Annotated in this window: 10 protein-coding genes; 8 read left to right on the forward strand and 2 right to left on the reverse strand. The window is 69.9% G+C overall.

Going from position 1 to position 15,624, the window contains the following annotated elements; all coding sequences use genetic code 11:
• Nucleotides 1-48: 48 nt before the first annotated feature.
• Complete coding sequence (locus tag JOD49_RS00405; RefSeq protein ID WP_307822281.1) at nucleotides 49-786, forward strand: lysoplasmalogenase family protein; 738 nt, start codon at nucleotides 49-51, stop codon at nucleotides 784-786.
• A 234-nt stretch (nucleotides 787-1,020) separates the two neighbouring features.
• Nucleotides 1,021-4,008, forward strand: a complete 2,988-nt coding sequence (locus JOD49_RS20640; RefSeq protein WP_205305493.1) for an RNA 2'-phosphotransferase — start codon at nucleotides 1,021-1,023, stop codon at nucleotides 4,006-4,008.
• Between the two features lie 228 nt (nucleotides 4,009-4,236).
• Here the strand turns inward: JOD49_RS20640 and JOD49_RS00415 are convergent, their stop codons facing one another.
• Complete coding sequence (locus JOD49_RS00415; protein WP_205305494.1) at nucleotides 4,237-6,720, reverse strand: DNA gyrase/topoisomerase IV subunit A; 2,484 nt, start codon at nucleotides 6,718-6,720, stop codon at nucleotides 4,237-4,239.
• Between the two features lie 181 nt (nucleotides 6,721-6,901).
• Here JOD49_RS00415 and JOD49_RS00420 point away from each other — a divergent pair, with 181 nt between their 5' ends.
• The 4 genes from JOD49_RS00420 to JOD49_RS00435 all read left to right on the forward strand — a co-directional run bounded on the left by JOD49_RS00420 (nucleotide 6,902) and on the right by JOD49_RS00435 (nucleotide 12,519).
• Nucleotides 6,902-9,901: a GNAT family N-acetyltransferase gene (locus JOD49_RS00420; RefSeq protein ID WP_307822282.1), complete on the forward strand. Its 3,000-nt coding sequence runs from the start codon at nucleotides 6,902-6,904 to the stop codon at nucleotides 9,899-9,901.
• Nucleotides 9,902-9,999: 98 nt separating this feature from the next.
• Nucleotides 10,000-10,599 (forward strand): DUF5998 family protein, encoded by a 600-nt coding sequence (locus JOD49_RS00425; RefSeq protein WP_205305495.1) that lies wholly within the window; start codon nucleotides 10,000-10,002, stop codon nucleotides 10,597-10,599.
• Complete coding sequence (locus JOD49_RS00430; protein ID WP_205305496.1) at nucleotides 10,596-11,768, forward strand: alkaline phosphatase family protein; 1,173 nt, start codon at nucleotides 10,596-10,598, stop codon at nucleotides 11,766-11,768. Before JOD49_RS00425 ends, JOD49_RS00430 begins: the two co-directional genes overlap by 4 nt.
• Nucleotides 11,769-11,850: 82 nt before the next feature.
• Nucleotides 11,851-12,519, forward strand: coding sequence for a thymidine kinase (locus tag JOD49_RS00435; RefSeq protein WP_205305497.1), 669 nt, complete (start codon nucleotides 11,851-11,853; stop codon nucleotides 12,517-12,519).
• 40 nt (nucleotides 12,520-12,559) lie between these two features.
• On the opposite strand, the gene sepH is transcribed toward JOD49_RS00435, so the two are convergent.
• The gene (gene sepH, locus JOD49_RS00440) at nucleotides 12,560-13,888 is read right to left on the reverse strand and encodes a septation protein SepH (RefSeq protein WP_205305499.1); all 1,329 of its coding nucleotides are present in this window, start codon (nucleotides 13,886-13,888) and stop codon (nucleotides 12,560-12,562) included.
• 133 nt (nucleotides 13,889-14,021) lie between these two features.
• Here sepH and JOD49_RS00445 point away from each other — a divergent pair, with 133 nt between their 5' ends.
• Both JOD49_RS00445 and JOD49_RS00450 read left to right on the forward strand, forming a co-directional pair.
• Complete coding sequence (locus tag JOD49_RS00445) at nucleotides 14,022-14,672, forward strand: trimeric intracellular cation channel family protein (protein WP_307822283.1); 651 nt, start codon at nucleotides 14,022-14,024, stop codon at nucleotides 14,670-14,672.
• A 3-nt stretch (nucleotides 14,673-14,675) separates the two neighbouring features.
• The gene (locus JOD49_RS00450; protein ID WP_307822284.1) at nucleotides 14,676-15,533 is read left to right on the forward strand and encodes an inositol monophosphatase family protein; all 858 of its coding nucleotides are present in this window, start codon (nucleotides 14,676-14,678) and stop codon (nucleotides 15,531-15,533) included.
• The last annotated feature ends 91 nt before the right edge of the window (nucleotides 15,534-15,624 follow it).

Consider the following 15,624-nt stretch of genomic DNA (forward strand, 5'->3'; position numbering starts at 1 on the left):
CCGCTGGGCACCCGCGATGCGGGTGCTGCTCGCCTCGAAGGGAACACCGTGGTTGCCTCCACCTCGCGCGTCTCGCCCGCGCCCGCCTCGCCCCTGCTCCGTCGTCGACCTGCGGCGCTCGCGGCCGGGGCGTTCCTCCTGCTCTCCGTGGTGCACCTCGCCGCGCACCTGGCCGGGGCCGAGCGGCTCGCCGAGGTCACGCAGTGGTTCGTCATGCCGCTGCTCGCGCTCGTCGTGTGGGCGGCGACGGCCGGCGGCCGACGGTCGCGCCTCGTGCGGTGGACGCTCGTCGCACTGGGCTTCTCGTGGCTCGGCGACAGTGCGCCGGACCTGTCGAGCGGCGACGCCTCGTTCCTGACCATGGTCGGGTTCTTCCTGCTCGCCCAGCTCGCGTACGCGGCCGCGTTCTGGCCACGGGGCGGGGCGAGCCTGCTGCGCCGTCCGCTCCTGCTCGTGCCCTACGGGATCGCGCTCGGCGCCCTGGTCGCGGTGTGCGCCCCGCACGCGGGCGCTCTGCTCGTCCCGGTCATGGTCTACGGCGTGTGCCTGACGGTCATGGCGGTGCTGTCGACCGGGGTGAACCGGGTCGCGGGCGTCGGCGGCGCGATCTTCCTCGTCTCGGACGCGCTCATCGCGCTCGGGGCCTTCGTGCCGGGCTTCGAGGTCCCTGGGCCGTTCTCGTCCGGGTTCTGGGTCATGCTCACCTACCTCGCCGGGCAGGCGCTGCTCGTCGTCGGGATCCTGCGCCGGGACGCAAGCCAGATCGAGCAAACATCTGTCCCGTGACTTGAATAGCGCACATGCTCCGACCACGCTGCGGGTTTGGGCAGAGGCGCTAGCGTGGTCCCGGCGTTGCGCACCTACAGGGACGTCAGGTTGGACCGCTGAAGGGACGAGTCGCCGAGCGCGATAAGCGTCGTCGAACACATGCGACCGAATGAAATCTGATAGCAGACCGCCGAACATCAACACGGTAGGCATGGCTGCGAGCACACAGCAAAGAAACAGAAATGAGGGCACGTGAAGATCAAATCCCCCAGGGATGTTCAAGATCACAACGATGGCGTGATTCGCCCTCGAGTTTCAGAATCAGCCAGACTGGCCAAGTTTTGGAACGAACTCGGCGTCGTGCCGGTAACCGTCAAGAGCGGAGTAGAGAATGAGGTCATTGCGGAGGAGTTTCTATTAGCTGACCACGTTCGCGCTAGCGACCTGGTCGACTATTGGGGCCAGGTGCTCAGGGAATCCCGTGAATCATCCCTAGTTGATTTGATCCTCGTTGAGTTCTGGTTCTCAATTGGCGTAGCGAAGGTGGTCGATGCGCTTCCTTGGCCACTAACATACTCGAAAACGCTGCTAACCATCCGTCAACGAGTTGGATTAGCTCTCTATAGCCATGCACAGGGCGTCAACTGGCGGCGACCGGTGCACTTTGTCGCGCTTTTGAGGATTGCCCGAGCATACTTGCGCGACGCGGTTGGTAATCAAGCCGAACTTCGGGAAGACTATCGAAAAGAGTTTACTGGAAGGCTCGGTGTATCCACCGCTCTGATGTCTCGCTTCGACGAGATCTCCCTTCGGGATCTCAATGAGGCGAAGACTGCCTTGCGTGAGTCAATCGTTCAGGGCAACGACGATGTTGCCGCGCATGAGTATCTAACCGAAGTGCATTGCGGGATCTACGACTTGGAGCCCAACAAGCTTCTTTTAGAGCAAGCCATTGAGGCTGCTGAAGTCGCACTGCTAGCTGTCCAAAGTGTCAGGCTACAGCATGGTCTAGCGGAATTGCTGCTCCGGTCAGGCACAGCACCGTGGCGGCTGCAACTGGACCGAATCGCTATAAGTGAAGCACGGACTCGGGTTAGAAGTACGGAGCCACAGAATGCGGAGGATCGCGTTCGCGCCGTACTGCTCATTGGTATTGCCGACTGGATACTCGAGGTCGGGGACTTGGCTTTGGGGGTAAAGCATGCTCGTATTCCCTTCGGACTTCGAGTCGGAGGAGGTTTTCGAGCGGAGAGCTTGGTAAATGCTGCAAATCATATCGAAGGGCCATTGAAGGGGCTTGCTAAAGCTCGGGACCCCCTCGTCGTGGGTATTGCGGCCGACTACTTGATTTTGACCGGAGAGCGACTGGGCATGTCGCGCGTGGACGTGCTGAGGGAGGTCGTGTCGTTGCGATCGGACGGGGCAAATCTCTCGGATAGGCGTTCCCGGCTCCTTTGTGGCCGGGATCAGCTTGACCTGGCTGGTTTGACAAACGATCGCAATTTGCGGGAGCGCGCAGTACGTTCACTTGCGGAACTGGCAAATTCTGATGCCAGGGATCCTTCCCCGCTGTTGATCCTCGCACGTGACCTGGAGAATAATGGAAGGTTTCCGCTCCCAATAGATGTCGGCACTCCCCGCCTGTCCGCCATGGCGCTACGGAGGGTTGCTCTGGGTGAGATCGAAGGGCTCTATGAGGAGGCGGGTGGACGAGCGCTTGCGAGTCCTGACCTATCGGTGCAAGACCTGGGCGGACGGAGCGGGGTCTACTCGGTCGCCGACTACTATGGGCTTAGTAGTGAGACCTTTGTCTTCAAAAGCGAGCCGGTGGAACTTGCGGTGCATGAAAGATGCCGGTCGGGCTCGATTGAGTCGCATCTGGCGGAGCGTGGCCTTCTAAGTTCGTTTGGGGTATCGAGAACGCTCGCCACTTACGCCAGGGAAGATGAAGATGAAGCAGTCGTCGCCCGCCACTACGTTCAGGGAAGACCGCTCTCGCAGATCGTCCATTTGCGCGATCTAGGTGGCCAAATTGAACTGCTTACGCAGGCTTCAGAGTTTCTTGCGCATATCAACAATTGCGAGGGGATCTCGGAGGCTACGAGTGTTCGTCGCAACCTAAAGACGCGCGATGTTGGCCGATGGTTTAGAATTGTTGACCCTCAAAGGGGCGGAGAGTACTTCGATCGATGGTGGAGTTTGGTGGAGGATTGCGAGGTTCTTAAGAAGCGCGACGCGCACCTGGACAACTGGCTCCAAAGTGACGACGGGAAGATTGTCGCGATCGACCTTGAGTCGAAGGGGGCTCGGCCGGTTGGCTACGAATTGGCTCAGATCACCGACGATCATTCAGCTATTGATCCAGGCAATTGGGCAGCCCGCGTTGCGATATTTGAGGCATATTGCGCGGTTCGCGGATTTACGAGAGAGGAAGAGGCGAGTGCTTGGAGGGGGTTCCAGGCGGGGATACTGGCTAGGTTGGTCTGGGCGTTGACTGCCCCCGAAGGTGTGGGAAGTAGTGTGGAGTCCCCGGCGGGACGTCTTGAGATATTTGCCCAGACTGCACCGCTAGACGAAGTTGCAGTAATCGCGCGAGATGTCCTTTCGAGTTGGACTCGGAGTCGGGGCCAATCCCGAGCGACTATTTCCACAAAGCGCACAGTCGGAGCGGGTCGTGTGAGGTTGAGCAAGTCGATTGCGTATCACTTGCGGCACAATGAGAAACTCGAGAGGGATGGGGGAGGCTGGTCGAGTATCGATCAAGTTCAGGACGTTCTTGGCGAGGGCGTGACACTCGACGAGATTGCCGCAGTCGTGACACACAGATCCGAATCCCGTTTCGAGTTTGCCGCGGGGAGCATCCGTGCCAAGTACGGCCATTCGGTTCCGGTTGAACTTGACTTTTTGACGGCTCGACCGGAGTCGTATCTTTATCACGCCTCTCCCTGGATTCAGGCGAATCATGTCATCCACGACAGGCAAGGAATATCAGTGATGGGAAGACGGTTTGTTCACTTGAGTTCTGATCTGAAGGAGGCGTTTCGCGCGGGCGTAAGAAAGGGGCATCCGCTTGTCTATGGAGTGCCGGTGGATCCGGGCATGCTCGTTCTGCAGGCGTCTGATCACACTCTTCTTTCGCCAGCTATTGCCTTTGATAGGTTGCGAGTTGTCCCACTCTCTTATGTATGGGCGCAGGTGCCCCCTGTTGCGAGCCTTGTTCGACTTGGAGAGCATGAATGAACATGTCGTTCGCGTTTGTGGTTTTGAAACGAGAGCTTTAGGCGGTTATGACGGCTGGGATCGAAGCCTGGAGTGGGCCGATGGAGATTGCTGCAATGCTAAGAGTTGGTCGCTCGGGTCAGCTGTTAGTGTGCGTGCTTGGATCGACCTTTTGGGGTTTCTTTCCGTGGGGCCAACCGGAGGAACCGGTCGACCCCACGGTCGTTCGCCCGGAGACGGTGGGCGGGCTCAGCCGACGCCGATCGCCGCGATCGGCACGTCGAGCGGAGCGCCCGAGCCGTCACGGCGCTGGTCGACGGGGGGCAGGTCGACGGGCTGCCCCGCCGAGCCGACGGCCCGGCCCGGCCCGCGGCCGACCCACGCGAGGATGAGCGTGTCCTCGCCCTTGAGGAACCGCTGGGCGCGCACGCCGCCCGTCGCACGGCCCTTGCCCGGGTACAGCTCGTAGGGCGTGACCTTGCCGGACCCGGGCTGGGTCCCCGGCAGGGCATCGGACGACCCGGAGACCGTGACGACCGTCATGAGGTCGCGGCTCGTGGCCTCGACGACACCGAAGAACGTGACCTGCTGGCCGGGGGCGAGCTTGATGCCCGCCATGCCCGCCGCGCTGCGGCCCTGCGGACGCACGGCCGATGCGTCGAAGTGCAGGAGGCTTGCGTCGGAGCTCACGAACACGAGCTCGTCCGCGTCCGTGACGGGGGCCGCGCCGACCACGCTGTCGCCGTCCTTGAGCGAGATGACCTCCCACGCGTCCCGGTTGGTCGGCATGTCGCCCGCGAGGACGCGCTTGACGACGCCGCCCGCCGTGCCGAGCGCGAGCGTGGGGGCGTCGGGGTCGAGCGAGACGATGGTCAGCGGCTTCTCACCGGGCTCGAGGCTCACGATCTCGCTCAGGGGCACGCCGCCGGACAGGCTCGGGGCGCCGTCGGTCGGGGGGAGGGCCGGCAGGTCGAGCACCGAGAGCCGCACGACGCGGCCCGCGCTCGTCACGAGCCCGACGTCGCTGCGCACGCTGGCCCGCACGGCGCCGCTCAGGGCGTCGTGCGAGTGGCGGCGCCCGCCCGTACCGGGCTCGGTCGCGTCGCCCGTGCGGGCCAGGAGGCCGGTCGCGGACATCAGCGCCCAGCACGGGGTGTCCTCGACCTCGAGCGGGACGGCCGAGACGGTGCCGATCACGCCCTGCGCGGACGTGGGGGAGGCGCCCGCCGACTCGAGCAGGATGGTGCGTCGCGGGGTCCCGTAGACCTTCGCGACCTCCTTCATCTCGGCCGAGACGACCGCGCGGAGCTTGACGTCGTCGCCCAGGATCTCCTCGAGCTGGGCGATCTCCAGGCGCAGGGCCTCCTGCTCCTTCTCGAGCTCGAGCCGGGAGAACTTCGTCAGGCGGCGCAGGCGCAGCTCGAGGATGTACTCGGCCTGCGGCTCGGACAGGTCGAAGACCTCGCGCAGACGGGTGCGCGCGGTCTCGGCGTCGTCGCTCGACCGGATGACCTGGATGACCTCGTCGATGTCGACGATCGCGAGCAGCAGGCCCTCGACCAGGTGCAGGCGTTCCTTGCGCTTGGCGAGGCGGTAGGAGCTCCGGCGGCGCACGACGTCGATGCGGTGCTCGACCCACACCTGCAGCAGCTCGCGCAGACCGAGCGTGCGGGGCTGGCCGTCGACGAGCGCGACGTTGTTGATGCCGAACGAGTCCTCGAGCGGGGTGACCTTGTAGAGCTGTTCGAGCACGGCCTCGGGGTTGAAGCCCGTCTTGATCTCGACGACGAGGCGCAGCCCGTGCGCGCGGTCCGTGAGGTCGGTCGCGTTGGTGATGCCGACGAGCTTCTTCGACTTCACGCCCTCGGCGATCTTCTCGATGACCTTCTCCGGTCCCACGAGGTAGGGGAGCTCGGTGAAGACGATGCCCTTGCGCTTGGCCGTGATGTTCTCGATGCGTGCGGTGGCCCGGGTGCGGAACGAGCCGCGGCCCGTGCGGTAGGCGTCGCGGATGCCGTCGAGGCCCACGATCTTGCCGCCACCCGGCAGGTCCGGCCCGGGGACGAAGCGCATGAGCGCCTCGAGGTCCGCGGTCGGGTGCTTGATGAGGTGCTGGGCTGCTGCGACGACCTCGACGAGGTTGTGCGGGGCCATGTTGGTCGCCATGCCGACGGCGATGCCGGCGGCTCCGTTGACCAGCAGGTTCGGGATCGCGGAGGGCAGGACCTCGGGCTGGGTGAGCTTGTTGTCGTAGTTCGGGATGAAGTCGACGACGTCCTCGTCCAGCCCGGTCGTCATGGCCATCGCGGCGCTCGCGAGGCGCGCCTCGGTGTACCGGGGCGCGGCGGGCCCGTCGTCGAGCGAGCCGAAGTTCCCGTGGCCGTCGACGAGAGGCAGGCGCAACGAGAACGGCTGGGCCAGTCGCACCAGGGCGTCGTAGATCGCGGTGTCGCCGTGCGGGTGGAGCTTGCCCATGACCTCGCCGACGACGCGCGCCGACTTCACGTGCCCGCGCTCGGGCCGCAGCCCCATGTCGGACATCTGGAACAGGATGCGTCGCTGGACGGGCTTGAGCCCGTCGCGAGCGTCCGGCAGGGCACGGGCGTAGATGACCGAGTAGGCGTACTCGAGGAAGGACCCCTCCATCTCCGCCGTGACGTCGATGTCGATGATCTTCTCGTGGACCTCGCTCGGGTCGAGCGGGGCTTTCGAGGCGGACGGTCTGCGCGCCATGGGTCGTCGGGCTCCTGCGGGTCGATGGGTCGGGTGCTTCGGTGCGGTCGGCGGGCCGGACGGCCGGGCACGAGTGCTCGTCGGCGAACGGTAGCGCGGCCCACCGACATCCGGGCCCTCATTCTCCCGCGCGCCGGGCGCGCCGCTGACCAGCGTCGCTCCGACCAGTAGCCTAGGGCGGGTGAACGGACACGACGTCCCGGCCGACCCTGACCCGGCGCCGCAGCCGGACCAGTACCCGGTCGAGTGGGAGGCCGACGTCGTGCTGCGCGACGGCACCACGACCCACGTGCGTCCCATCCGCCCCTCCGACGCCCCGGCGCTCCAGCGCTTCCACATGGGTCAGAGCGAGCGGTCGACGTACCTGCGCTTCTTCGCGAACATCGAACGGCTCTCGGACCGGGATCTCGAGCGCTTCACGGTCGTCGACCACTCCGAGCGCGTGGCCCTGGTCGCGGTCAAGCGCGTGGGTGAGGACCGGCGCGAGGACATCCTGGGGGTCGCGCGCTTCGACAAGGTCGCTCCGCACGAGGCCGAGGTCGCGTTCAACATCGCCGACGCCGAGCAGGGGCGCGGTCTCGGGTCGGTCCTGCTGGAGCACCTGGCCGCGGCGGCCCGCGAGCGAGGGGTGCGCAGGTTCAGTGCCGAGGTGCTGCCGCAGAACGGCAAGATGCTCGCGGTGTTCCAGGAGGCGGGCTACGTCGTGAGCCAGCACGTCGACGACGGGATCGTGGCGGTGAGCGTCGACCTCGACCCGACGGACCGGTCGCGCGAGGTCATGGCGGACCGTGAGCATCGCGCCGAGGCGCGGTCCATGCACGGCCTGCTGACCGCTCGCAGGGTCCTGCTCGTGGGTCCGGGCCCGACGGCGGCGCCCGGCACCGCGGAGCGGCTCCTGGCCGAGCGCGTGCTCACCACGGCGCTGCGGGACCCGGGTGACGCGACGTTCGAGGTGGTCGGCACGGCCCCGCCGGGTTCGCCCGCGCCCGTCCCGACGGCTGACGAGCACCCCGCGACCTCGGATCGCGACGAGGCCCTCGGACAGGACGATCGTGCCCACCGCGACTTCCGCGCCGGCGAGGGGCACGGCGGGCACGAGCGCGGGCACCTGCACGACGCCGCGGCGGCCGCGGAGCTGGTCGAGGAGCTCGTCGAGGAGCTCGACGGCGCGCCCGCCCTGCCGTCGGTCCGATTCCGAGCCGGCATCGCCGACGTCCCCGGTCCGGTCGACCTCGCGCTCCTGGCGCTGCCCCCGCGCGAGGCGATCGCCGCGACGGCAGAGCTCGAACGCCTCGGGGTGCGCGCCGTCGTCGTGCTCTCGGCAGGGTTCGCCGAGACCGGACCCGACGGGCTCGCGCTCCAGCGCGACCTCCTGCGCACCGCGCACACCGCGGGCATGCGGGTGGTCGGCCCCGCGACGTACGGGCTCCTGACGACGCACGCCGGGCACCGGCTCAACGCGAGCCTCGCGGAGGTCGAGCCGCTCGCGGGCAGCATCGGGATCTTCTGCCAGTCCGCGCCGACGGCCGTCACGCTCCTGGCCACGGCCCTGCGGCGCGGGATCGGCATCTCGTCGTTCGTCTCGGCCGGCCACCGCGCGGACGTCTCGGGCAACGACCTCATGCAGTTCTGGCAGGACGACCCGGAGACCGAGGTCGTGTGCCTGTACCTCGAGTCGATCGGGAACCCGCGCAAGTTCTCGCGCATCGCGCGCCGTCTCGCGTCGGTCAAGCCCGTCGTGGTCGTGACCGCGGGGCGTTCGGGGCAGGTCGTGCCCCCGGGGCACGCGGTCCGCTCGACGCGCGCGCCGCGCCGCACCCTCGACGAGATGCTGCGCCAGTCCGGGGTGATCCACGCGGAGAACACGCACCACCTCGTCGACATCGCCCAGCTCCTCGCGAACCAGCCGCTGCCGTCGGGGCGGCGGATCGGGATCCTCGCGTCCTCGGCCGCGCTGACCGCTCTCGTGGCCGAGGCCGTGGTGTCGGCGGGGCTCGTGGTCTCCGACCGGTCGAGCTTCCTGCCCGAGGACGCCGACGACGAGCAGATCGAGAGCGCGGTCGCCGCGCTCTACGCCCCGGACGCGTGCGACGTCGTGGTGGCTGTGCACGTCCCCACCGTCCGTCCTCGCGTCGGCACCGTCTCGCGGGCCGTCGCCCGGGCCGCCGCGGCGAGCGGGCGCACCACGGTCGCGAGCGTCCTGGGGCTGCACGGCCTCGCGGCCGAGCTCAGTGCCCCGAACCCGGCCGACCCCGACGGGCCGCGCCTGCACGTGCCCGCCTACTCGACCCCCGAGGACGCGGTCGCGGCCGTCGGCGCGGTCGTGGGCTACGCCCGCTGGCGCGAGGCCGACCACGGCATGGTGGACCGTCCCGCCGGAGTCGACTCGGACGGGGCCCGGGCGATCGTCGAGGGCGCCCTCGCGGGGGACTCCGTGGTCGACCTCGACGCCGACACCGCGTCGGCGCTCCTCGCGGCCTACGGCATCGACCTGTGGCCCTCGCGCCGCGTCCGCACGGCCGACGAGGCCGTGGCCGCGGCGCACGAGATCGGCTGGCCCGTCGCGCTCAAGAGCACCGCCGAGTCGCTCCGCCACCGCGCGGACCTCGGGGGAGTGCGCCTCGACATCGGCGACGAGGACGAGCTGCGCGACGACGTCGAGCAGATGCGGGCCTCGCTCGCGGCCGTGCTGCCCGTGGGGAACCCCGGGCGGACCGCGCCGGGGGAGACCGGCGACCGCGACGCCGACAGGTCGGGGCCCGCGCCCTTCGAGGTGCAGCGCATGGCCGACGCGGGCGTGGCGTGCGTCGTGCGCTCGACCGAGGACCAGCTCTTCGGTCCGGTCGTCTCGTTCGGCCTCGCGGGCGACGCGGTCGACCTCCTGGGCGACGTGAGCTACGGCGTGCCCCCGCTCACCGACGTCGACGTCGCCACGATGGTGCGTTCGATCCGCGCCGCTCCCCGCCTGTTCGGGTACATGGGGGCGCCCGTGGCGGACACCGCGGCGCTCGAGGACCTGCTCGCGCGCATGTCGCTCATGGCCGACGAGCTCCCCGAGCTGCGCAGCGTCGAGCTCTACCCCGTCGTGGTCGCCGAGCACGGCGCGGCGGTGCTCAGCGCTCGGGTCCAGGTGGCGGGCGCGCAGCGCGCCGACGCCCTGCGACGCGCGCTCCCGGGCTGAGCGATCCGCGGACGCGGGGCCGTCCACAGGCGCCGTGCGCTGCACAGGCATGCGGGGCGGGGTGGCCCCGGCGCGCCGTGCGGTGGGAGAATGCCCGCGTGCCATCTGCTGAATCCCCCTCCCGGACCGACCTGACCTCCCAGCTGCGCCGCGCGGGCTACTACCCGGAGCTCGTGCAGGACGTGCTCGACGTCGCGATCGCCGGTGAGGACCTCGTGTCCCACCTGGTCTACGTCGAGACGACGTTCGACGTCGAGGTCCGCCGCCACCTGACGGTCCTGGTCCTCACCCCGACCCGCCTGATCACCGCGCACGTCGACGACCACCCCGCGGACAGCGAGAACCCGTCCGCGTCGGCCGCGGCCACCACGGAGTCGGTGCCGATCTCCGAGCTGCGCTCGGTCTCGCTGTCGCACGTGGTCGTGGACCCGGAGAAGCACCGCAGCGGCACGCCGCCCATCGAGGTGACCCTCGCGATCGGCTGGGGGGCCGTGTCGCGGGTGGACCTCGAGCCGGCGCAGTGCCCGGACCCCGGTTGCGAGGCGGACCACGGCCTGACGGGACAGATCACGCCCGACGACATCGTGGTGCGGGTGAGCGCCGAGGCGGAAGGGCGTGACGCGGTGCGCAACGCCCTCGCCTTCGCCAAGGCACTGTCGGCAGCGACGGCCCACGGCGTGGGCCGGGTGAGCCGGTGACGGTCCTGCCGGAGGTCCTCCCGGACGGGCTGCTCGCCCCACGCTACGACGGGCTCGCCCTGAGCTCGGTCCTGCCCGGCGCGGCGGGCGCCCTGGGCGTGGACCTCACGACCGCGACCGGCACGGGCTCGTTCCAGGCGCGCGCGGACCTCGGACTGCCCGCGGCCGACCGGGTGTGCGTCGTGCTGGTCGACGGCCTGGGCCACGCGAACCTCTCGGAGCGTGCCGGTCACGCGCCGTTCCTGCGGTCGCTGCTGGCATCCTCGCGCGTCCTGACGTCGAGCTTCCCCAGCACGACGGCCGCGGCGATCGGCACGTTCGGTACGGGGACCTCGCCCGGCCGCACCGGCATGCTGGGCTACACCCAGCGTGACGTGGTCTCCGGCCGGCTCGCGAACATGGTCTCGTGGGAGGGCGCCGGCGATCCCCGCACCCTCCAGCAGGAGCAGCCCGTGCTCGAACGCCTGGCCGACGCGGGCATCGAGGTGTCCTCGGTCGGCCCCGCACGGTTCGCGGGCTCGGGCATGACCGTGGCCGCGCTGCGGGGCGCCCGCTACCTCGCGGCCGAGTCCATCGCGGACCGCGTCGACACGGTGGCGTTCGAGCTCACGGCCCCCGGCCTGGTCTACCTGTACTGGGGCGACGTCGACAAGGCCGGTCACCACCACGGCTGGCGCTCGCGCCAGTGGGGGGACGCGCTGTCGGACCTCGATCGTGAGCTCGGGCGCCTCGCCCGCTCGTTGCCGCACGGCACCCTGCTCGTCGTGACAGCAGATCACGGGATGGTCGACGTCGACCGCTCCAAGCGCTGGGACGTCGCGAAGACCCCGGAGCTGGGACGCGGCGTCGAGCTCGTGGGCGGCGAACCCCGCGCGGTGCACGTCTACGCCCGCCCGGACCAGGCCCCTGCGGTCGCGGCGCGCTGGTCGTCGGTCCTGGGGGACCAGGCGATCGTGGCGCTGCGCGAGGACGCGGTGGCAGCGGGCTGGTTCGGTCCCGTCGCCGAGCACGTGCTGCCCGCGATCGGCGACGTCGTCGTCGCGATGCGTGGGCGTGCCACCGTCGTGGACTCCCGCACCCAGACCGCGGCGTCGCTCCAGCTCGTGGGCGTGCACGGGTCCTTGACCCGCACCGAGATGCAGGTGCCGCTGCTCGTCACGACCGTCTGACCAGGATCCGCTCCGGCCCGGTCGCGGTGCGCGCCCGGGCTCCCTCAGGGGACAGTTCCCCGCTCACGAAAGGCACACGACCGTGGCAGAGCTGGTCTTCTTCTCCGGCACGATGGACTGCGGCAAGTCCACCCTCGCCCTGCAGCTCGACCACAACCACTCGGCGCGAGGTCGGACCGGGCTCACGTTCTCCCGCAACGACCGCGCAGGGACGGACCGGCTCTCCTCGCGCCTCGGTCTCGAGGTCGCCGCGCACGAGGTCCGGGACGACACCGACTTCTGGTCGTTCGTGGTCGACGCGCGCCGGCACGGCGAGACCGTGGACTACCTGATCTGCGACGAGGCACAGTTCTACTCCACGACCCAGGTCGAGCAGCTCGCGCGCCTGGTGGACGAGGTCGAGATCGACGTCTTCGCGTTCGGCATCACGGCGGACTTCCGGTCGTACCTGTTCCCGGGGTCGGCGCGGCTCATCGAGCTCGCGGACCGGGTCGAGGTGCTCCAGGTGCAGGCGCTGTGCTGGTGCGGAGCACGCGCGACCCACAACGCGCGCACGGTCGACGGGTGGATGGTCGTCGAGGGCGCGCAGGTCGTCGTGGGCGACACGGGGGACAGCGAGAGCGAGGTCGCGTACGAGGTCCTGTGCCGACGTCATCACATGCGACGCATGACCTCCTCCTCGGCGCGGCTGCGCTCGACGAGCGGGGACGGTCTGGCTCTGCACCTGACCGACGGCCCGACCGCGCGCTGAGGACGCGGCCGGTCGTCCACGCGGCCCGTACCGTCCAGGCTCAGTGCTCGGGCTTGGCCCCGAAGACGATCTCGTCCCAGCTCGGGACGCTCGCCCGTGGCTTGCGGCCGCTGCGGCGAGGCTCGGCGGGGGCCGTCACGGCCTCGGTGTGCTCTCCTGCGTCCTCGCGTCGGGCGCGTGCGGCACGAGCGGGTACCCGGTCGTCGGAGCCGGAGCCGGAGCCGGAGCCGGAGCCGGAGCCGGAGCCGGAGCCGGCGTCGGTGGACGAGGAAGCCGGGGAGCGGTCGTCCTGGGTGTGTCCCGACCCCGCCGGGTGCGCATCGCGTGAGGCCTGGTCGGGGGGCTCCTCGGACGGGTCGCGACCGCTGTCCCGGCCCGCGTCCCGGCGGGCTGCCCGAGAGGGGTGAGCGCCGTCGTCGGGCCGGTGGTGTGTGCCGCCCTGGCGGGCGCCCTGACCCAGCGTGAACACCTTGGCGCCCGCGGACTCGTCCTCGGAGCGCGTGTCGTCGCGCCGGGACGAGCGATCGCCCAGGTCGAACGTCTGCGGCGGGCCGAAGCCCTCGAAGACCGGGTCGTCGTCGCGGTGCTGGCGCACCCCGCGCCGCTGGCTGAGGTCGTCGAGGATCGAGGTCGTCTCGTCGTGCAGCGGCAAGGGTTCGACGACCGGCGTGGGCTCGCCGGGCCCGCCGGTGTCCGGCTCCCGCTCGGGCGACGGCGACGGTGACGGCGACGACGGTGCCTGCCCCCCTCCGCGCGCCGCATGGTCGAAGATCGCCCCCCGGACGCCACGGACCGGCTCCGCCTCGGGCTGGGCCCCGGACAGCCAGCGGGCCTCGTCCTCGAGCGCGTGCAGCTCGCGCGTCGAGGGGTCGTAGGACCAGCGGGCGCTGCGAGCGCGGTCCCCGATGAGGAACAGTGCCGTGACGGTCCACGCGGCGCCGTGGGGGCGTGCGGCGGACCACTCGACGTCCTCGGGCTCGACGCCGCGCGCGGTCAGCCGCTCGGTGACGAGCTCACCCAGCGTGAGGGAGCCGTCGTCGTGCCCGAGGCGGTTCTTGCGCACCTGCTCGACGACGAACTCCTGCTCGGCGAGCACGGGTCCCTCGAAGCGGCGCACCTGCTCGATCGCGATGCCCGCCTTCTCGGCGACCTCCCGGGCGCTGTGGCCCGCGCGCAGCTGCGACTGGATCTCCCGCACGGGCAGGACCCCGGGGGCCTGGGCCCGCAGCTGTTCGAGCTGGGTACGGTCGCGGCGCACCGCAGCGCGCAGGGCGTCGTCGATGGGCAGCGTGAACCGTGCACCGTCCGCTCCGGCGAGGACGAGGGTCTCCCCGTCCTCGTGCAACCTCACCAGCTCGAGCTCGTTCATGCATCCTCCAACGCCGTGCAGACCGGCTCGTCGCCGGTGGGCCTGCACTCCCGAGAGTGCCATCCCGGATCGCCGTCTCGGCGCAGGCGGCTCGGTGTGCCGCGTTCCGGGGTCTGCTGGGATGATTCTCCCCGTGATCGAGTTCCCGATGGACGACGTCCTCGAGCTGGGTGCCGTGTTCTGCGCCGCACTGTCCGGCGGCCTGTCCGCGATGCGCAAGTCGTTCGACATCTTCGGGGTCCTCGTGCTCGCCTGGGCGACGGGCCTGGGGGGCGGGATCCTGCGCGACGTGCTGATCGGCGCGACACCTCCCGTGGGGATCTCGAGCTGGCGGCTCGTCGTGGCGGCGCTGGCCGCGGGCGTCGTCATCTACTTCTTCCACCCGCGCCTCGAGAAGATGCGGCGCGGCATCGTCGTGCTCGATGCGGGCGCGCTCGCGCTGTTCGTGATCGTCGGGACGACCAAGGGGCTCGACTACGGGGTGGGCCTCATGGCCGCGGTGATCGTCGGCACCCTGACGGGGATCGGGGGCGGGATCCTGCGCGACCTGCTCACGAGCGAGGCCCCGCTCATCCTCCAGGACCGCCAGCTCTACGCGGTACCCGCGATCGTGGGCGCGTTCATCACGGCGGTCCTGTGGCGCGAGGGCTGGCTCACGGGATGGACCCAGCTCGCGACGATCGCGCTCGTCTTCGGCTTCCGGCTGGTCTCGCTGCGGCTCGGCTGGACCGTCCCGGGGCCGTGGTCGGGTCGTCGGGGCGGCGCGGGGTCGGGCAGGATGTGAGGCGTGACCTTCTTCATCGATGACCCCCGCCTGCCCGACGACGTCACGATCGCGGGGCTGCGAGCCCTCGCCGAGCGACTGGCCCGCGAGGCCGGGACGCTCGTGCGCGACGGCCGTCCCGAGCACGTCGAGGTGGCGGCGACCAAGTCGAGCGCGGTCGACGTCGTCACCGCCATGGACGCCGAGTCGGAGGCCCTGCTGCGGCGCATCATCGCGAGCGAGCGTCCCGACGACGCGATCCTCGGTGAGGAGGAGGGGGCGTCGGCCGGCACGTCCGGGCTGACCTGGGTCATCGACCCGATCGACGGCACCGTGAACTACCTCTACTCGGTCGCCTCGTACGCGATCTCGGTCGCCGTCGTGGCCGGCCCGCCCGACCCGGCCGAGTGGACCGTGCTCGCGGGCGCGGTGCACTCGATCGTCGACGGCCGCACCTGGACGGCCGGGCTCGGCGCCGGCGCGACCCTCGACGGCGAGCCCGTGGCCGTCAACCCTGCGGGTCCGCTCGCGACGTCCCTCGTGGGGACGGGCTTCGGGTACGACGCCGACCGGCGGCGCCACCAGGCGCAGGTGCTCGTGGACGTGCTGCCGCAGGTGCGGGACATCCGCCGCCTCGGCTCGGCCGCGATCGACCTGTGCCTCGTCGCGACCGGCAGCCTGGACCTCTACTACGAGCGTGGCCTCAACCCCTGGGACCTCGCTGCGGGAGCGCTCGTCGCGCACGAGGCGGGCGCGCGGGTGACGGGGCTGCGCGGGCGCGCCGCGGGGGTCGAGATGACGGTCGCCGGTGCACCGGGGGCGGTGTCGGACCTGGTCGCGATCCTGGAGGCGTCCGGTGCCGATTCCGACGGCACCCGGTGAGGGAAACCGTCGGGCCTGGTGAGGGGTGACGAGGAACACCCGCGTTGAGGGTGCGCTCGCCCGGTAAATGGTGCAGAATCCGTTCGCCACC

This window comes from Oerskovia jenensis, assembly GCF_016907235.1.
Lineage (GTDB): Bacteria > Actinomycetota > Actinomycetes > Actinomycetales > Cellulomonadaceae > Oerskovia > Oerskovia jenensis.